General features: G+C 31.6%; 18 protein-coding genes and 1 pseudogene. 2 read left to right on the forward strand and 17 right to left on the reverse strand.

What is annotated here, in order from left to right; all coding sequences use genetic code 11:
* Positions 1-37 precede the first annotated feature (37 nt).
* From M1D73_RS14300 to M1D73_RS14325, 6 genes and pseudogenes are all read right to left on the reverse strand, one after another.
* Positions 38-598 (reverse strand): annotated as a pseudogene (locus M1D73_RS14300) (DEAD/DEAH box helicase family protein).
* Between the two features lie 101 nt (positions 599-699).
* Complete coding sequence (locus M1D73_RS14305; RefSeq protein WP_000490906.1) at positions 700-1,461, reverse strand: class I SAM-dependent methyltransferase; 762 nt, start codon at positions 1,459-1,461, stop codon at positions 700-702.
* Between the two features lie 227 nt (positions 1,462-1,688).
* A complete protein-coding gene (locus M1D73_RS14310) occupies positions 1,689-3,428 on the reverse strand; it encodes a Xaa-Pro dipeptidyl-peptidase (protein ID WP_121868278.1) in 1,740 nt (579 codons plus the stop codon).
* 316 nt (positions 3,429-3,744) lie between these two features.
* Positions 3,745-4,587 carry a peptidylprolyl isomerase PrsA gene (locus M1D73_RS14315; RefSeq protein ID WP_002204764.1) on the reverse strand — a complete coding sequence of 281 codons (843 nt, stop codon included), beginning with the start codon at positions 4,585-4,587 and terminating at the stop codon, positions 3,745-3,747.
* Between the two features lie 189 nt (positions 4,588-4,776).
* Positions 4,777-6,153 carry a sensor histidine kinase gene (locus M1D73_RS14320; protein WP_001037255.1) on the reverse strand — a complete coding sequence of 459 codons (1,377 nt, stop codon included), beginning with the start codon at positions 6,151-6,153 and terminating at the stop codon, positions 4,777-4,779.
* On the reverse strand, positions 6,146-6,793 hold the full coding sequence (locus M1D73_RS14325; RefSeq protein WP_121868279.1) for a response regulator transcription factor: 648 nt from the start codon (positions 6,791-6,793) through the stop codon (positions 6,146-6,148). The genes M1D73_RS14320 and M1D73_RS14325 overlap by 8 nt, the downstream gene beginning before the upstream one ends.
* 121 nt (positions 6,794-6,914) lie before the next feature.
* On the opposite strand from M1D73_RS14325, the gene M1D73_RS14330 reads away from it, so the two are divergent.
* Positions 6,915-7,331 carry a hypothetical protein gene (locus M1D73_RS14330; RefSeq protein WP_000591780.1) on the forward strand — a complete coding sequence of 139 codons (417 nt, stop codon included), beginning with the start codon at positions 6,915-6,917 and terminating at the stop codon, positions 7,329-7,331.
* A 196-nt stretch (positions 7,332-7,527) separates the two neighbouring features.
* Here M1D73_RS14330 and M1D73_RS14335 read toward each other — a convergent pair whose 3' ends face one another.
* From M1D73_RS14335 to M1D73_RS14380, 10 genes are all read right to left on the reverse strand, one after another.
* Positions 7,528-8,022, reverse strand: a complete 495-nt coding sequence (locus M1D73_RS14335; RefSeq protein WP_121868280.1) for a GNAT family N-acetyltransferase — start codon at positions 8,020-8,022, stop codon at positions 7,528-7,530.
* A gap of 287 nt (positions 8,023-8,309) precedes the next feature.
* Positions 8,310-9,014, reverse strand: a complete 705-nt coding sequence (locus M1D73_RS14340; RefSeq protein WP_000916870.1) for an alpha/beta hydrolase — start codon at positions 9,012-9,014, stop codon at positions 8,310-8,312.
* Positions 9,015-9,068: 54 nt separating this feature from the next.
* On the reverse strand, positions 9,069-9,728 hold the full coding sequence (locus M1D73_RS14345; protein WP_006922102.1) for an HAD hydrolase-like protein: 660 nt from the start codon (positions 9,726-9,728) through the stop codon (positions 9,069-9,071).
* 2 nt (positions 9,729-9,730) lie between these two features.
* On the reverse strand, positions 9,731-10,444 hold the full coding sequence (locus tag M1D73_RS14350; RefSeq protein WP_001079734.1) for a 5'-methylthioadenosine/adenosylhomocysteine nucleosidase: 714 nt from the start codon (positions 10,442-10,444) through the stop codon (positions 9,731-9,733).
* Between the two features lie 17 nt (positions 10,445-10,461).
* Positions 10,462-11,211, reverse strand: a complete 750-nt coding sequence (locus tag M1D73_RS14355) for a WecB/TagA/CpsF family glycosyltransferase (protein ID WP_006922103.1) — start codon at positions 11,209-11,211, stop codon at positions 10,462-10,464.
* Between the two features lie 12 nt (positions 11,212-11,223).
* A complete protein-coding gene (locus tag M1D73_RS14360) occupies positions 11,224-12,807 on the reverse strand; it encodes a M3 family metallopeptidase (protein WP_121868281.1) in 1,584 nt (527 codons plus the stop codon).
* 290 nt (positions 12,808-13,097) lie between these two features.
* Complete coding sequence (locus M1D73_RS14365; protein ID WP_121868282.1) at positions 13,098-13,958, reverse strand: DegV family protein; 861 nt, start codon at positions 13,956-13,958, stop codon at positions 13,098-13,100.
* A 477-nt stretch (positions 13,959-14,435) separates the two neighbouring features.
* On the reverse strand, positions 14,436-14,888 hold the full coding sequence (locus M1D73_RS14370; protein ID WP_000361676.1) for a spore coat protein: 453 nt from the start codon (positions 14,886-14,888) through the stop codon (positions 14,436-14,438).
* 14 nt (positions 14,889-14,902) lie between these two features.
* Positions 14,903-15,103, reverse strand: a complete 201-nt coding sequence (locus tag M1D73_RS14375) for a spore coat protein W (RefSeq protein WP_000342253.1) — start codon at positions 15,101-15,103, stop codon at positions 14,903-14,905.
* A 363-nt stretch (positions 15,104-15,466) separates the two neighbouring features.
* Positions 15,467-16,057, reverse strand: coding sequence for a spore coat protein (locus M1D73_RS14380; protein ID WP_243341149.1), 591 nt, complete (start codon positions 16,055-16,057; stop codon positions 15,467-15,469).
* 850 nt (positions 16,058-16,907) lie between these two features.
* On the opposite strand from M1D73_RS14380, the gene M1D73_RS14385 reads away from it, so the two are divergent.
* Positions 16,908-17,339 carry a GNAT family N-acetyltransferase gene (locus M1D73_RS14385; RefSeq protein WP_121868284.1) on the forward strand — a complete coding sequence of 144 codons (432 nt, stop codon included), beginning with the start codon at positions 16,908-16,910 and terminating at the stop codon, positions 17,337-17,339.
* Positions 17,340-17,653: 314 nt separating this feature from the next.
* Here M1D73_RS14385 and M1D73_RS14390 read toward each other — a convergent pair whose 3' ends face one another.
* On the reverse strand, positions 17,654-18,424 hold the full coding sequence (locus M1D73_RS14390) for a GNAT family N-acetyltransferase (protein WP_000638729.1): 771 nt from the start codon (positions 18,422-18,424) through the stop codon (positions 17,654-17,656).
* Between the last annotated feature and the right edge of the window lie 194 nt (positions 18,425-18,618).

Here is an 18,618-nt window from a genome sequence, read left to right on the forward strand (position 1 = left end):
TGCTTGGACAATAGAAACGAAATAGACTTCGGGAATTTTACAATTGAAACTTCTCTTTAATCATTTCCGCTACTTCTTTTGCACTCAAATACGTGTTATTAATTTTTATATACTCTTCTTTTTCAATTTCACCATGAAGAGAGTTTAATCTATGCATTTTCATCGTTTCTTTCAAATTATTTTTAGACCACTCAATATCTCTTTTTTTCGGTTTATGTTCTAATCTATTCGGGCTTTTATTTCGTTCTAATCTTTCATCTAATTCCGCTTCCGGCTCTACAAAATACACTGTCCCACCTTTTGATTCAAAAATACTTTCTACATGATGTATATAATCCTAATCCGCTTGGAGGTCAAATGCCCATATATACGTAAAAATCATTCCAGATAAATCACTTTTAGATACTTCTTCAAATATTTTATTACGAAATAAACTTACTAGTCTTTTTGCTTCTTTCGTACTGTAATCAAAAATTAGACTTACTAAATCAATTGTCATGTGGTTATGAAAAAATTTTAAACCGGTTAATGTTGCTAATTCTTGCCCCACTGTCATTTTTCCAACTGCTTGTGGGCCAAATATTAATATAAGTTTCATTTATTTCCCTCCAATCTTTCTCTATAAACCACTACATAAAATTAAAAATAAGGCAGCCGATTTTTAATCGATTGCCTTATTTTTTATTCATAGTTTTAGTTCTATTCTTTTCGCACAGCTTCAAAAGTAATCATTTGATTTGCATTTGACGGTTCTTTTTCATAAACATATTCAGCAGAGCAAGTAATGTTTGAGAAACCTATACTTTCTAAAAGAAGTATAAACTCTTCTATTCCATACCAGCGCAGCGCAAAGCGTTGCAATTCTGTTTGTACTAACTGTCCTTTACTCCACTTTTCATATTTCAAATATGATACAGTAACTTGGTTCAGCCAATCTATTTCAATTGATTTATTTTCTAATGTGATTCCGTCTCCGCTTGGCAAAGAGAAAGTCGATGTATGAATTTCCCCAGTCTTCCATTTATGCGGGAGCATAATATCTACGATTAATCGTCCACCTGGATTAAGATGTTCATAAAAACATTCTAATGCATTTATAGAATCCACACGATTTTCAATTAAACAAAAAGATCCAGTAGGAATGATAATTGCGTCATATTTATGCGGAAGTGAAAATTGTTGCAAGCTTCCTTCATACAAATTAGGATGTAAGCCTCTCTCTTTACAGCGCTTACGGCAAGAATCTAGCATTTCAGGTGAATAATCTATCCCATCCACTTTAAAACCAGCCTCTAGAAGCGGAATGATGACACGCCCTGAACCTACTGCAGCTTCGAGGATTCTTCCTCTACAATCTTTTAAACGTTCTTTGTAATACTCAATATCACCATTTAAAGAATAACCGACTGGTTTTGTGTAATCATACAGTTCCGTACAAAGTGTACTATAAAAGCTAAACATTTATTTTCTCCTCCGTTTTTACGTACGGAAGATTTCAATTCAACTAATCTTCCTGTACCTCTAATTTTAATGAGATTTCGAAAGAGCTGACTGTCATAATATATCACTCACTTTCCATAGAATATAATGATATTGTATTACATAACCTTCCAATTTGAAATATAAAAATTAAAAATTCAGACTACAAATTAAAGAGCTTACTTTAGTAAGCTCTTTAGAAAAAATATTTATTTCACAATCGGCAATGTCACTTCACTTAATTTCACAGTAAGTTTTGTACCAGCTTTCGGTCTAATTGTATAATCATAATCACTTGCAATTAAAACAACTCCGATTTGATGCCCCGCTTTAAATACATAATCATCTGGCTGCATGTCCCATGTGAATGTATAATCTTTGCCCGGTTGAATCGCTGTTGAATTTTCTATACTCTTTACGTTTTGTGGGTCCATCCAGCCTCTCGTTACGATTTCCGGCTTCGCTCCTCCATAGTCAACAAGTAACGCTGTTAAATTTGATACAGATCGATCAATATTTCCTGTAATTGAAATCTTTGGTGTACCACTTATACGCGTATCTTTTTGCAGTACAGGCATTGTATATACTAATCGATTTGCTACTTCTAATTCTGGGTTTGCTACTAATTGGTTTGATTTTATTTGTGCATCATCTAAGAATGAGAAAACTTTATTAGCCGATCCCATACTTAGTGGCAAATTGACTGATTTATTGCTTAAATACATACGGATTTTTGAAGGTACAGCTGCTGGATCTGGCCAATTTTTTATCTTTTGCCACGTTTTATTTTCTCTTTGCACATCAACCATTGGTTCATCCATAATTCCATTTTCAATTCCGTACAACCAATAATCTAACCATTTATTTTGTGTTTGCTGCCAGTTATTACTTGATGTCCCACCATGACCACCTTGGTGTAGCCACATTTTACGCGGAACATTATTTTCTCCAAGTGCTTCCCACCATTGCGCGAACTGTTTCGTTTTAACATTCCAATCGTTTAAACCATGAACAACAAATACACTCGCTTTTACATTTTTAGCATCTTTTACATAGTTACGTTTATCCCAAAAATCATTATAATTACCTGTTTTTCGGTCTTGTCCAGCCGTTAACTCTTTTATAACTTGTCCGCAAACTTCAGGGTTTTCCCTTGTCAGTACTGCTTCTGCCATATTATCTGTATCTTCTCCTTGATATCCGCCTGGAGCAATGACTGCACCATTTGCACGATAATAATCATACCAACTACTAATTGCTGCGATTGGAATAATTGTTTTTAAACCTTCAACTCCAGTAGTCGCAACAGCATTTGGTAATGTACCATTATAAGAAACTCCAGTCATACCTACATTGCCTGTAGACCAATTTGCCTGAACTTCCTCACCCTGTTCTGTAAATGCTTTCGCGCGACCGTTTACCCAATCAATAACAGATTTTGTCCCGAGTATCTCTTGTTCATCTCCAGTTGTAGAGCATCCATCTGATTTTCCAGTACCGATACTTTCGCCTAAAATAACTGCATAACCTCTTGGCACGTAATAGTTCCCATACGAACCAAGATTAATCGCTCCATACGGTTTTCCTTCATACGCATACAATTCTTCATCTACATTATATACAGGAACATCTTTTAATCCAGATCGATATGGACTCATTTCATAAATAACAGGAACTTTCACATTCGGATCTGTCTTTGGACGCATAACTTTTATCGATACTCTGTCTTTCTTACCGTCTTGATCACTATCAACTTCTGTCTCTACATATAAATTTTCGATAATAGCTTCATCGAGAGAATAAATCGGTTTTGTCATCCCATTTTCTAATTCAATTTTCGTATTTTTAGTCTCTTCCTTCTTCTCTGCATGCACATCCATAGTAAAGCTAGGTATAATTGTTGCAGATAGCATTGCTGACAGTGTAATTGCCATTTTCTTTTTACTCAAAATATTCCCTCCCCTTATTCGTTCTCTTTTACTATATAACAAAATAACTGAAAATTCAGTTTTATTTTTATATAAAAGTTGAGAAACTCAAAGATTTCTTATTAAGTAAAATTTAATGGAGGTGTGAAATTATTTTCCCACTCCCACCTTCTTTAAAGTGAAAATTTAATCAGCCCTTATCAATCGGGCGTTTACGAGCAGCAGGGCCCCACCTAACTTCGTTGCTTCCGCTGAATTTTGAGTTGAGGGTCTTACTGCCCGGCAAATAGAGAAAAAGACAACCGATATTTCTATCGCTTGCCTTACATTCCATTTATTATTTTTCTAACTCTTTAAAGGTATCTTTCAAGTCTTTATCAGATACCTTTATATCTGCATTTTTAAGCAGTTCTCTAGTAACTTGTTGATGGAATTGAGGATCTTGTATACGTTGCTGTTCTAATTCTTTACGAATATTCTCTTTCTCTTCCTCATACGGTTTAAGCTCTTTTTTATCCGTTAGCTTAATAATATGATATCCGAAAGAAGATTTAACAGGTTCACTCAATTGACCAACTTCTAACTTATACGCAGCATCCTCAAATTCTTTCACCATCATACCAGGTCCAAATTCAGATAGTTCCCCACCTTTTTCTTTAGAACCTGGATCCTCTGAATATTGTTTAGCCAATGCCGCGAAATCTTCGCCACTATTTAATTTTTCTTTAATTTCTTTTGCTGTCTTTTCATCTTTTACTAAAATATGGCTAACTTGAAGCTTTGGCTTATAATGATCTTTAATATCTTTTTCCGTTACGGTTGCTTTAATAGCTTTTTCAAAAGCAAAAGTAAGCTTTAATTTCTCTTTCAACTGATCTTCATTTTTCACACCATTGGATTCCATATATGTATTAAAATTATCGCCCATCTTGTCTTTTAATTCTTTTAGTTGTTTCGTTACCTCTTCATCCGTAACTTTATATTTATCATGTAATACTTTTTCTACTACCATTTCAGATAAATTCTGTTTACCGTAGTTTTCTTTTAATTTTTTGTTAAAATCACTTTCTGAAATGCTTCCTGATTTTGTCGTTACAATATTATCTGATGAACCACATGCAGATAAAGATAACGTCATACCCATTAAAATGCTACCAATTACTAATTTCTTTCTTTTCAAATCTGAATACCTCACTTCATTAAATTCAAATATAACTATGTAAATATAACGTTTTCCTGTGAACTTCACGTGAATTTAATGAAAGTAGAACATTTGCTAATTCTCCATTTAATACATCAATTTCGAAAATTATGGTGATTCATCCTATATCGCTAATCTCTAAAGCTGCAAAAAGGACTAATATTTTCATTAGTCCTTTTTCACATTTATATAAAATTGAATTTCTCCATCTATAGAGGAAACTCCATATTCAAAACCATGCCTTTCTAAAATACTTTTCACTATCGCTAGTCCTAATCCTGTACCTGATTTTTCTTTACTACGAGAAGATTCTAGTACATAAAAAGGCTCCCAAATTTTCTCGATATCCTTAATTTTATCCGTAGGAATGCCGTTTTTTATTTGGAAATATATACTTTTATTTCTATCTTCTAATGTAATTATTATGTTTTGATTTGCTGTATATTTTATCGCATTAGAAATTAAATTTTGAAACACCATTCTCATTTTATTTAAATCTGCATAAACGATTGTATTGCCCGTATTACAATTTACTTGCAAGTTAATTTCTTTCGAATCCAGTTCAATCTGATGCTTATCTAATATACTCTGAACCAGTGGTTCAATGGGGAATTCTTCTTTTTGTAAAATATCTCTTTCTAGTTTAGAAAATCGTAATAGTTCTTCAATTAAGTTTGATATTTGATCTGTTTGTTTAATAATTGTATCTACATAAGTCCCATCATCTAATCCATCTTTAATCCCCATAGAGTATGCTTTTACTAATGCGATCGGTGTCTTTAATTCATGCGTTACATCACCCATAAATCGTTTTAAATGTTCATTACGATCAGTTAAGTCTTGATGTGCTTCATGTAGTTTTTCACTCATGATATTAATACTATTGGCCAACTCTCCTATTTCATCATTCGTTTTCACTTTCGTTCTTTTAAACTGCAAATGTGAAATATCCTGAGCCACATCACTTAACTCTTTCAGTGGTGTCGTTATTATTTTTGAAAGTATCCACACAAGTAAAATAATAAGAAGGAGCGAGAAACATAGGATATATAAGTAAAATGTATTTAACGTATTTATAATTTCATTTGAATTCGCAATGGAAGTCCCAATTAAAATTATCGTATCATCTTTCGCAATATATTTAGCAAAAAAACTCGCTTTTACCTTTCCTTGATCATACAGTTTATTCGATTGCCCTTCCGTCTTCACTTTCATAACTTCGTCTTTCGTAATCCAGAGCTTATTTAACGTTACTTTCTTTTTCGTAAGTTGCATGCGTAACGCGTCGTTCATAGCATCTTCTGACTGATTAATTGGCGTATACGCAATTGTAACGTTATTTTCACTTTCAATTGTATGAATAACATCTTCTAAATCATTGACTGGCGCATTTTGTATTTGAGTTGTAAATTCATTTAAGTTTTCACGTGTTTTATAAATATTATATTTCGGCAGGAGAAAGTTAATTAATAATAAAGAAATTGTAAATATAAGAATAACGGTTAAAGAAATGCTGAGAAATAGCTTTTTCCCAAGTTTATTCACTTTGTTCCTCCAAACTATAACCCAGCCCACGATGCGTCTTAATAATATTTTCTCCAATTTTTTTACGCAGCCTTCTTACATGTGTATCAACCGTTCTCTCTTCTCCAAAATAGTCAAATCCCCATACAATGTCTAACAATTTTTTACGAGTTAAAATCGTTCCTTTATGATTTAAAAAGCATTTTATTAATTCGAGCTCTGTTTTTGTAATTTCTAACTCTATATCATTTTTATATACTTTATTTTTGGCGAAATTTATCTTTACATCTTGTACTTGAATAATATCATCATGCTGAATAAGTTTTTTCGCTCGCGTAATTAGTACTCCTGGATGAAATGGTTTTTTCACGTACTCATCTGCCCCACTTTGAAGCGCTGCTAATTCATCTTCGCTTTCACTTTTCGCCGTAAGCATTAATACTTTCACGCTTGAATTCTTTTTTATTTCCTGACAGACAGTAATACCACTATGTTTTGGCATCATCCAATCCAAAATAGCTAAATCAATTTTTTCATCATAAAATATTTGAAGTGCTTCCTCTCCGTCTTTTGCTAAAAAAACTTCGAATCCTTCTTTTTCAAAATAAGCTTTTAAAATCCTTAACATATCTTGTTCGTTATCTGCAATTAATACTTTCATATTTTTTCCTCCATTGCTTTTAAACAAAAACCAATTGTATCATACAACATCTTTGTTACATGAATGTGACAGAAAAATATTTAAAGCTTTTGAGGGGATAGTAATGTTGAGGTGTTGTATTATGATAAAAAAAATCGGGGTCATTTCTCTTCTTTTATTTCTATTATCAACAAATGTGTTTGCAAATACAAATCAACAAATTGAAGTATTTGATTGTCAAAAAGAAATGGTCATTCAAAAACAATCTTTAGATCCAGTAATCCAAAAAGAAGCAGTTCAATACGCTAAAGCAATAACTGGTCCATTTAAAAACTTAAATGTCGTTCCAAAAGATGGCTATATGATAAAAATCCCTTTATCTAAGCCAGTTTCTATTACTAATCAATGGTTACACACTACAATAGACGAAGTACTTATACTGCTCCCACTAAATGAAAAGCCTTATATTATGCTTTATGATGATGAAAATAATCCGCATTTTTATTATGTAAAAGGTAAACCAAGATTATTATTGAAACAAATGAACGTTAAAACGTAATTGACTGAAAAGGAGTCACCTTATAAGCTAAATTTTAAAAGCTAAGGTGCTCTTTTTTATAATAACAATTTAGTAAATGAAATTATAAAAGTTGGTTTTTAATATAAGGATCGCAACTTCATATATCAGCGATTTTTAAGATATATCGATTTACCAACAAAAAACCTGTTCGTAGCTATTCTTTGGATAGCAATTTCTATAATAGTTTGTAGTGACTCGATCCCTTATATAATCCCCCTTTTACAAATCCATTCGCAGTATAAAACACATCCCCTTGCTTCGTGTCAGTATGTAAAACAATCACTTCAAAATACTTTTCCGCATGACATAATAGTTGGTTTAATAATAAGTTCCCTAACCCTAAACGCCGATAATCCCTTGAAATATAAAATCTCCTTAACCGCCCAATCTTATTGTCTTTTGTGTACGGATCCTCATTTAAACCTCCAACTCCAATTAACATATCACCTTGAAAAATACCATATAAACATTCTCCAGTTTTATTGAATACATTTACTTTGTTTTTATATTCATTTATTAGTCTTATAAGGAAATTAAACCCTTCTTCTTCACTGTCTTGAACGAGATGACTGAATTCATATTCCATTAAATTTTCTATTTGTTGAATATGTATATCTTTCAAGTCCATTCCCCCTAAGTACGAAAATACATAAAAATGCTCGAGAATCATTTATTCTGAGCATTTTTATGGTTGTTACTTTATTTAGTTCATAGTATGCATATACTTCACTTCATATGTAAATCGATAATACAGTTAATTAATTTTATTATGAAAATATAAGAGCCTTGCTACAATCTAGTGTGTGGTAAGGCTCTTTAAAGTTGTGTAATTCTTATTGAACTAAAGCACCTGTTTACTTAAATGAATACATATACATTTATAATGTCTCTCAAATATAATATCAGTTTATAAATTCACCATTCTTCTCTAGCAGGTATAAGTTAAATTATAATTTGTTAATTGATATGCTTGTGTAACCACTGTTCAAATATTTTCAACTGTTCTTCAGTATGAAAGTAATGTTCACCCGTCTCCATAACTTCTAATTCACAACGATGTTTTTTTGTAAAATAGTTAATAGTTTCAAATTCGCACAGCTCATCCTTAGCTCCGTACATAATATATGTATCTGTATTCCATGTACTAATAGGATGCTCTTTTACATAGCATAAATAATCCCAATATAACTTTTGACCAATAGGTGTCTCTATAGTCATTTCTTTTTGTAAAAGCTCCGGTGTTACATTAAACCATTTCATCATATTTTCGATAATTCGTTCCATATTAACTACTGGTGATAAAAATAATGCCTTTTCTAGCACATCATTTTGATAAGCTAAAAGACTAAAATACGCTCCCATACTACATGCAAACACATTTATTTCTTTCCAATGTACTTTTGCGTAGTTCATAATTATAGATAATTCACTAACACAAAACTGTACTTTGCAAGGAGTGTTATCATTTTTTCTTTCTCCATGCTCAGGTAAATCAAAGCTTAATACTTGATAGCCTTTTTGATTGGCTTCTTCAGCTAATATTTGAATAACTATATCTTCCTTATTTGACATATTTCCATGTACTGCAATAAAAACTTTTTCACTCTTCTCTCCCCATAAAACCGCAGGAATATTACTAATTTTAAAATTATTTTTAAGCATACTCCCTCCATAAAATAAGACATATAGGACTTGGAAAAAATGCACACACTTTATTTATCTCTGTACAGCAGGCAGTATCCGCTTTAACTCTATTAAATCATCTATTACTATATCAGCCTGAGCAAGTTCCTCTTCTTGCGCAAAATCAAAATTGCACCCAACTGCAAGTAAACCGTTGTCTTTCGCTGCATTTATATCAGATAGCCGGTCACCAACTACCGCTGCCTCTTTTATATCATATTTGTTCATAATACTTTTAACTAAATCACCTTTATTTAGCGATTGTATTTGTTCAATACTAAACGTTTCAGTCACCCACTTGTCTAAAGCATAATACGTTACGATTGCTCGTAAATATTCTTTCAAACCATTACTAGCAATGTAAATGGAACAATTATTTTCTTTTATATATGTAAATATTTCTTTTACATTTGGATATAAAGCGCCTTTTCCGCTTTTTATGTTTTCAATTAGTCTATCTAAAAAATATGCATCTGTTTGTTCTCTTATTTCAATAGAATGGTCCGGTAATAAAGCTTCCCAAACTTTCGGTAGCGGCACACCCATAATTTCACGGTATTTTTCAATCGGTGTTACCGTATCCCATAATTGAAGTGATCTTAAGTGATCAAAAGTATCATCTAACGATAATTCTAAAATTTTATCTGTTTGAAATAATGTTCCATCCATATCAAAAATTAATGCTTGTAACATTCCTATCTCTCCTTTTGGACTATAGTTTTACCAGATATATTTTTAAGCATCTCAATAATAATTTCTGAGCAATAATTCGCAGCAGTTTTCGCGAAATCATCATAAGAAACTTGAGCTTCATCATCTGCACTGTCAGAAATACATCGTATAACAAGAAACGGTATATCATTTATGTAGGCAACATGTCCAATTGCTGCACCTTCCATTTCTGTACAATGAGGTGCGTATTCATCTATTAATTTTGCCTTTAACTTTGAATCTTCAACAAAACATTCACCACTTACAATTCTTCCTTCGTGAGCTTGAATATTTGAACTATTACTGTTACATGCTTTACGTGCTAACTCTATCAATTCCTTACTTGCAATAAATTCCTCTTGGAACGGAAATAAGTTTTTCATTTGAGTTTTACTTACATCATGATGAGTAACATTCGTTGAAATAACTATATCGCCGACTTTTACATCTGAATGTAATCCGCCAGCAACGCCCGTATTAATGATAGAGTCTACATCAAATTTATGAATTAATGTTTGCGCGCATGCAGCTGCATTTACTTTCCCTACACCAGAACGTGTAATAATTACTTCTATTCCCATGAATTCTCCAATATAAAAAGGCATTCCCGCTATTGTCTGTTCCTCTTGTATAACTAGTTTTTCTAAAAGTAAATCTATTTCAATTTGCATTACTCCAATAATGCCGATTCTGTTCATGTATGTAGTCCCCTTTATTAATTAATCCCTTTAATCCTCTCTGACATAACCGACAATAAAAATTTCGGAAGTACAAGTTGTCTCTTTAATCTTTTCGGCTGTGAGAGTAACCTATACAGCCATTCAGTTCCAGTATCCCTCATTATTTTCGGTGCTCTTTTTACAGTACCAGATATTATATCAATCATTCCTCCGATACCAATAGATAGCGGAACGTTTAATGTTTGTATGTTTTCATAAATGAACTCTTCTTGTTTTGGTGAACCTAGTCCTACAAGTAATAAATGCGGCTTGAATTGCTTAATTTTCATTTTTATTTCTTCTATTTCTTCACCATTTACAAATCCATGCTGTCCTTTAAATTGTGCTCCTGGGAACTGCTCATTTAATTTTTCTAATGCCTTTTTATTACTTTCTGGCGCAGCTCCAAAAAGAAAGACACGATATTCATTGTCGTTACAATATTTTATTAAATCGTGAGTTAAATCCGCCCCAGTAACACGTTCTTTCAAAGTTCCTTTTAATATTTTCGAGCCAATTATGACACCAATCCCATCCGCTGTTATTAAATCCGCAGATAGTAACATCTTTTTAAACTCCTTTGATTTTTCCGTATTTTCCTTTGCAGACATAACAATTTCAGGATTTGCAGTTACTACAAACCTTGGTTTCTCTTGTTGTTCATGTACCCAACCTTTTAATAAACTTATAGCTTTTGCATATTCTAAAGTTGAAAAAGGTATACCTTTTATAAACTGTTGATCCACTATACTCTCCCCTTATATAAGCTGCAAATATTCATCAATGTCTTTAGAAATTTGAATAAAAGCTTTATTCCAAAATTCATAATTTCTTATATCTATTTCAAAATGTTTTTTCATAAGCTCCTCTACTGGAGTCTTTCCTGTTTCTCGTAAGAACTCTTTATATTTCAAATGAAAAGTACTTTTACCTTCTTGAGCTATTTCTAACAAGCTAAAACTTACTAAATATCCAAACGTGTATGGATAATTGTAAAAAGGAACATCTGCTATATAAAATTGAATATATTTCATCCATACAAACGGCTGGTATTCACTTAAAGCATTTCCATAAGCTTCTTTTTGTGCAATTATAGATAATTTCTCAATTTCATCAGCACTTAAAGGACCCTCTTTACATTTTTCATAAAATGTTTTTTCAAACTGATACGATGCTCGTATTGCCATTACATAATTAAAACTATTTCTTATTTTCCAGCTAAGTAATGACTTTTTCATATCTTTACTATCCGTTGTTTCAATTAGATAATTTAAGAGTACCGTTTCAAAGAAAATAGATGCTGATTCAGCCGTACTCATTGGCAAATAATCATCTAAAAAAGATGTAGATTGTTCAAAACTCATATTATAAAAATGCCAAGCATGTCCTAATTCATGAGCGAGCACTCTTACACTATTTATACTCCCATCATAACGAATGGAAATTCGCGATTCTTTCTCACTGAAAAATGAAGCACAAAACCCGCCTGGTGGTTTATTCTCTCTCGGTTCAGCATCTACCCAACCACTTTCTATCGCATTACGTGCAAATTCTGCTAATTCTTCATCAATATTCTTCCATGCATCATAAACGTTTTGTATTGCTACTGAAAAAGGAATCATGACCTCATTACTTTCCTTTACCGTCATAAGTGCATGCCATGTAATTGAAGCTTTCCCTTTCTTATACACGTTTAAAGCACTTACTAATTTATCAAGGTTTTCTTCTGTCGCATTCCACATTTGGAATAATACAGTTTCTGAAATGCCATTCGCATGAAAAGATTGTGTTAAAATCTCTCTATCTTCTATTTCATTACTCTTTGCATTACGCAATCTCCCTACTTGATTTAATACAGTAGCAAAGATTTCTTTTTCCTTATGTAAAGCACATGTTAATGACTCGAATACTTCTAATCTTTCCTTTTCATTATCACTATTCATTGCAATAGTATTTGCTTGTCCAAAGGATAATAGTTTATTATTGTGCTCTATTTCTATCCTATCCCGTAATTGTATGTACATATTTTCCCACGCATTAAGTTCATCTTTTATTAACTTAGTATTATCTGAAGTTTCCACTTCGTTATGTTTTATTACTTGCTGTAATTCACTTTTTAGTTCCTTCACTTTCACGGTCAATTTAGTAAGGTCAGATGGAACACTTTCTTCAACCGATCGACAGTACAAATAGTATTCTGCTTTTTCAATAGCTTGTATAAGCTTTGAAAGAATCTCTACATCTTTTGTTACAAAATATTGCTCTTTCAACTCCAAAATCGGAAATAGAATATCCTCATTCAAATACAAGCGATTTAAATCCCATCTAGCACTTTCTTGCATTTTTATAGCCGCCTCCTATTTTTACAAATAGTTACAGATATTTCTCCACACACAATTATATATGAAATGGAAAAATTTTGATATCTTCAAATATTTAAATTCCTATAAATATATTCTTATTTATACTCTTTTCTTCTACCATTAAGTATCATTACACATATAAAAAATAATCCCTCTACAAGATTGCATTTGATATAGGAAAACTTCAAAGATTTTATCTTCATCAATACCATATCGACCGATTATCACAGATTAAAAAATAAAAAAGGATTGATCAAAAGATCAATCCTTTACTCTACTTCATTTAAGAAAAATAACGTTATAACGCCAGGTCCTGTATGTGCACCGATTGCTGCACCAATTGTATTTACGATAAATACTTCACAGCCAAATCTTTTCGTAATTAATGATTTTAATGCTTCCGCTGTTTCTAAATCGTCACCGTGAGTCATACCGATTGTTTGACCTTTAAGGTCTTTACCACGTTCTTCCATAATATCAACAATACGGCTTAATACTTTCTTTTTCCCTCGTACCTTTTCAAGTGGTACAAGTTTTCCTTCTTCCACGTTTAAGATCGGTTTAATGTTTAGTAAACCACCGATAAATCCTGCGACTTTGCTTAAACGTCCACCTCTCACTAAGTACTGTAAGTCAGCTACAGTGAAGATATGTTCCATATGGCTCATTAGAAAATCAACACGCTTTAAAATATCTTCTTTTGATGCGCCGTCTTTTGCCATTTTAGCAGCTTCTAAAACGACAAGACCTTGACCAAGCGAAGCACATTTCGTATCAATAATTTCTAAATCTAAGTTAGCATATGTTTCTTTTACTTCCTCTTTAATGACAACTGATGATTGATATGTACCAGACAGTTCAGATGAAAAAGCTAAATATATACAAGGATTACCTTCTTTTGCATAAGAAACAAATTTTTCTTGGAACGTTTCAAGTGAAGGCAATGACGTTCTATAAACAGCGCCTTCTCTCATTTTTTGCAATAATGTAACTGACTCTAATGTTACTCCATCTAAATACTCTGTTTCTGCTTCATCATATACACGGAGTGGAATTAAATCAATATCATATGCTTGCAGCAATTCTACTGGTAAATCCGCCGCACTATCCGTAATGATTTTAACACCCATTTTTAAACCTCTATTCTGTTATAAATATAAAATAATAAAATAAAAATAGTACTTTTAAATTATATACGTAAAACTTAAATGAAGAAAGGAAAACACTTTATATTGTATGCACTATTCTTCAAAACTTGAACTATTAATGAAAATGATTCTATTTTAAACACCTTTTTCTTATTATTTTTCTAAAACACGAATAATTTTATAAGTATTTTGTATCATTATATTTTAATTCTTTATCTTAATATAATCTTTTCAAATTCATACTGTTTAAAATGTAAAAGCCAAATCCAATAAAGGAAATGGCTTTTACATTTTCATAAAATAACCAAACTTTATTTTCCATCAAATTGTTTGTTTACATTCATACTTTGGTGATGTTGAATATTAGTCCAGTTATGATAAATATTTATAGCCTGTACTATAATTAAAACAGTGAATATTCACCTGTAAGAATCACTAGATAAAAACAAGTTAAACATTTTATAAAATATTTAATTTTACTAGTAAAGCTAATAAAATTTGGAGAAGAATTTGAACATTTACTGCTATGTCTGTATCCGTAGTCGTAACTGTAACATTTCTAGAATTTCTAATAACAGTTTCTTGTTTATTAATTTGTTTAATAGATGATTTTTGAAACAATTCTTGTGCTACACGGTCAGCTTTTTCACTATCTGCTATAGAAATACTTATTATAACCACGATAGCTGCTTGTAATGCTGCTTGAATAGATAAAGCAGCTTTTGTATCTGTAGTAGTAACTTCTACATCTGCGGAATCTACAATTGTAATAGATTCTTCAGAAATTTGATACGTTTTACTTTCTTGCGCAGCTGCTTCTGAAACGCTAGCATTTTTAAAAGATGGATGAGGATTTGAGGAATCTAATGCACTCCACTTTTTATTTTCATCTGAATGACATGTTTTGTCCATGTGTTCACCCCCTTTCAATCTAAATAATTATTAACTTGTGATTGTATTTCAGAAACAATACTTTTAATTTGCTGCTTTTTTTCTGGTGATAAATTTTTTAGTTTTTCTTCATTTATCCCATGCCTATTAAAAATATCTGAGAGTAAAAGGTCTATAATTATATTCTTTTGATCCTTATCAAACTTAAAGGAAGAAAATTTATTTAAATCATCCATTTACAATATTCACTCCAATCAATTTTCTATAAAAATTTTAAATATCTACGAGCATTATATGTAATGAAATAAAAATTGCTTGGACAAGTAACTTAATCTTCTATTTTCACTTCTTTTTGCTAATAAAATCAAAAGCTGACTTCTAATAAGAAGACAGCTTTCCTTCACTTCACATAAATATAAGTTTCATTACTGTTAAATCATGTATTTTATCTTTATTTGTAGTTTTCCACACTTGCCTTACCATTAATCTTGAATATTAATTCAGTCATAATAAAAAGTCCAAGCTTGTACCACGTATTACAACAAAAAACATTTACTTAGAGTGAAAACTTATAGCTAAATATCAATAGAATAGACACTTTATAAAATGTTTAGTTTAACTAATAAAGCTAATAAAATTTGAAGAAGGATTTGAATATTCACTGCAATATCTGTATCAGTAGTTGTTACGGTTACGTTTCTAGAATTTTTAATAAATGTTTTTTGTCTATTAATTTGTTTAATAGCTGATTTTTGAAATAATTCTTGTGTTATTTTATCTGCCTTTTCACTATCTGCTATAGAAATACTTACTACAACTACGATAGCTGCTTGTAATGCCGCTTGGATAGATAGCGCAGCTTTTGTATCTGTAGTAGTAACTTGTACATCTGCTGAATCAACTATTTCAATATATTCCTCAGAAATTTGATCGATTTCATCTGTTTGTATAGCTTCCTCTAAAAAATTTGCATTTTTACTAAACGAATAATCATTTAATGATTCGCAATCTTCTTTTTTCGGATCGCAATCCTCTCTTTTTAGCTCACAATCCTCTTTTTTTGGCTCACAATCCTCTTTTTTTGGCTCACAATCCTCTTTTTTTGGCTCAGGAACTCGTTTTTTCGGCTCAAACTCCCGGTTTAATGGATCCCGATTTTTCTTTCGTCTACAAACTTCACATTCACACATAAAATCACCCCTTTTAGTCTTAAAAATTAGCAATATTAAAATATTGACTAACTAATAGCATTTTATGTATTTTTTAAAAATTTGTTTGGACAAGTAACTTAATCTTCTACTTCTTTTTCTAATAAAAAAAGCTGCCTTCTAATAAGAAGACAACTTTCTTTGTGACTACTCTAGAATAGATTTCATACAATATAATTGTTCCTTCCTTATAACCTGAGTTCGTCACTTTAGTTATAAAAATGTGGGTATATCCTATACCTTTTTTAGGGACCATCCATAATTTATTTCATAAAAAGTGCTTTGTTTTACTGAAAGGTGGTTGCGGAAACAACCGCCTTTTTATTCGGAACAAAATAAAACTTTTATATAAAAGCCCCATACTTAAATACACTAAACTTCATATAATATATTGCATCCTTTCTTTTTAGAATAAGTAGTCGTTTACTGAAGGGCACTTTTCGAAGTGCTCTTATCTTTAATCCCCCTCTTTTTCAGGAAGAGTTTTTTTACTAAACCCTAATATGATTTGTATCACTAAGGCTAGGGATTACGACATTTCCTTAATAACTTCAATGAATATAGTAGCTACTAATTAAAATACCCCTATGATCTTCTCTACACTTAAACCATCGTGCATTACCGAACACATGAATTAATTTTTATTTTGACTATGTAACACTAAATTCACAAGATTATTATCCTATGTTTGATGAAGCCATCATTTCAATGCCAGCAACCCCACACTTTTAACTAATAACTTAAACAAATGGGCTACCTCAAGGTTCCTTTGATATAGTATGTTATGTTCTATATAATGAAGAGAGCGCTAGTATTCCGAAGGAGGATATATATGAGTATTCAATTGGCCACATCTAACGATTTAAAATGGATTAATAGTCAATATGACTCAATAGGATTTGTACGAAGTGATTTAAAGAGAGATAAAGTTGCAATTATTACATATAACAACGAGTATGCAGGTGTTGGCCGATTAGTCCAAATAGATGAAGATACTTTAGAAATGGGCGGGATTTTTATTCTGCCTCAATTTAGAGGGCTTCAATTAGCTGGTGAGCTTGTTTCATTTTTAGTAGAAACTGCGAAAAAATCACAAATACAAAATGTATATTGTCTTCCTTTTGAGGAATTAGAAAAATTTTATAAGAAATATGGATATACTGAAGTCGATACTACGACAGAAGCAGTCCATCCAATTATTCTAAAAAAATATAATTGGTGTTTGGAGAACTACGATAAACACGTTCTACTATTTAAATTGTAAATGTAATAAAGTGAAACTTTAATCAGTGGGAGTTTTAATCAAACCCCTTACCAATCGGGCTTTGATTAAAACTCTATGTTCCGTCAATACTATAGATAATATGATTGTATTTCTCCATTCCCCCTGAGAGAGGAGCAGTTGGCTTTTGCTAGCTGCTCTTTTATTTTTTCAAAAAGTCACATAAATATCTTTAATTCCAAACATTCAAAAGATAAAATATGATATGATTGTTATGAAGATATTTACCAACTAATAAATGCGCCCTAGACTTACGTACTAGGGCGCATTTGTTTTTTAGTATGTAACTCCTTCACTCATCTATTATCCACAAAATAAGTATCATATGCCTTATCAAATTCATATCCTAACTTTTCTGCTAGTTTAGCAGATGTAGTATTCGCTGCGTCCCAGTTTGGATACTTTCCATTTTCTAAGCAATCCAATATAAGAGCTGCACTTACTACAGTTGCCAAGCCCTCTCTTCTATGATTGTGATTAGTCGCAACTTCAATTTCAATCCCATCATTATAAATACTATACGAGGATGCACCGCATACAACTTCTCCGTTATATAAAATGCTATAACCTATACCACGGTTTATATAATCTTCTACCGAATGAAATTGACTTGTGAAATCTTCAGATATCTTATGTAATGTAGGGCTATTTGCGATATGCTCGTCTATTCTTCTTAACTCATATTCTTTTGGAAGTGCTGATATAAAAGATTTTAATTTTGAACGATTAAAAACTTCTGGATTTCGTTTGAATTTATAACGTAAAAACTTATCTATTTTTCTTTCATGGAATGTTTCTAAGCGTTGTTTCCACTCTTCACTATTTACGATAACTAAAATTCTTTCTGGAATATTACGTAATAACTCTTCTGTTTCTTTCGTATTTGGGTCTCCAGCGTAAAATGTAAAAATCCCTACCGTAACTTGTGCTACTTTTGGATTTTCAAGATCATTTACCCAAGCAGTACCCATATGCCCTTGTAAATAAGAAAGTAAAACAACGTTATTGAAATCCTCAAACATAGAAACTAGTTTTTTTCTTGTATGTATATTCGCTTCATATATCATTTACATTCCCGCCTTCTTTAGAATCAACTACTCTTAACATTTTCATGAGCGCTCCATAATTCGTATTCATATACATACCCACCTGTTCATCATAAAAGCAATTGACTATTAAATTAAAACTTCGAATATTTATAAAATATCAGTAAACATAAAATGATTATAACATCTACTAACTATGAAATGATCAACATATA

It is taken from the genome of Bacillus sp. PK3-067 (assembly GCF_056738645.1).

Coding starts and splice junctions, on each gene's coding strand:
- M1D73_RS14330 (WP_000591780.1), top strand. CDS start 6,915: ATGATAAAAAAAATCGGGGTCATTTCTCTTCTTTTATTTCTATTATCA.
- M1D73_RS14350 (WP_001079734.1), bottom strand. CDS start 10,444: ATGAACAGAATCGGCATTATTGGAGTAATGCAAATTGAAATAGATTTA.
- M1D73_RS14390 (WP_000638729.1), bottom strand. CDS start 18,424: ATGATATATGAAGCGAATATACATACAAGAAAAAAACTAGTTTCTATG.
- M1D73_RS14380 (WP_243341149.1), bottom strand. CDS start 16,057: ATGTGTGAATGTGAAGTTTGTAGACGAAAGAAAAATCGGGATCCATTA.
- M1D73_RS14385 (WP_121868284.1), top strand. CDS start 16,908: ATGAGTATTCAATTGGCCACATCTAACGATTTAAAATGGATTAATAGT.
- M1D73_RS14345 (WP_006922102.1), bottom strand. CDS start 9,728: ATGTTACAAGCATTAATTTTTGATATGGATGGAACATTATTTCAAACA.
- M1D73_RS14340 (WP_000916870.1), bottom strand. CDS start 9,014: ATGCTTAAAAATAATTTTAAAATTAGTAATATTCCTGCGGTTTTATGG.
- M1D73_RS14305 (WP_000490906.1), bottom strand. CDS start 1,461: ATGTTTAGCTTTTATAGTACACTTTGTACGGAACTGTATGATTACACA.
- M1D73_RS14360 (WP_121868281.1), bottom strand. CDS start 12,807: ATGCAAGAAAGTGCTAGATGGGATTTAAATCGCTTGTATTTGAATGAG.
- M1D73_RS14335 (WP_121868280.1), bottom strand. CDS start 8,022: ATGATTCTCGAGCATTTTTATGTATTTTCGTACTTAGGGGGAATGGAC.
- M1D73_RS14375 (WP_000342253.1), bottom strand. CDS start 15,103: ATGGATGATTTAAATAAATTTTCTTCCTTTAAGTTTGATAAGGATCAA.
- M1D73_RS14325 (WP_121868279.1), bottom strand. CDS start 6,793: ATGAAAGTATTAATTGCAGATAACGAACAAGATATGTTAAGGATTTTA.
- M1D73_RS14365 (WP_121868282.1), bottom strand. CDS start 13,958: ATGGGTGTTAAAATCATTACGGATAGTGCGGCGGATTTACCAGTAGAA.
- M1D73_RS14370 (WP_000361676.1), bottom strand. CDS start 14,888: ATGGACAAAACATGTCATTCAGATGAAAATAAAAAGTGGAGTGCATTA.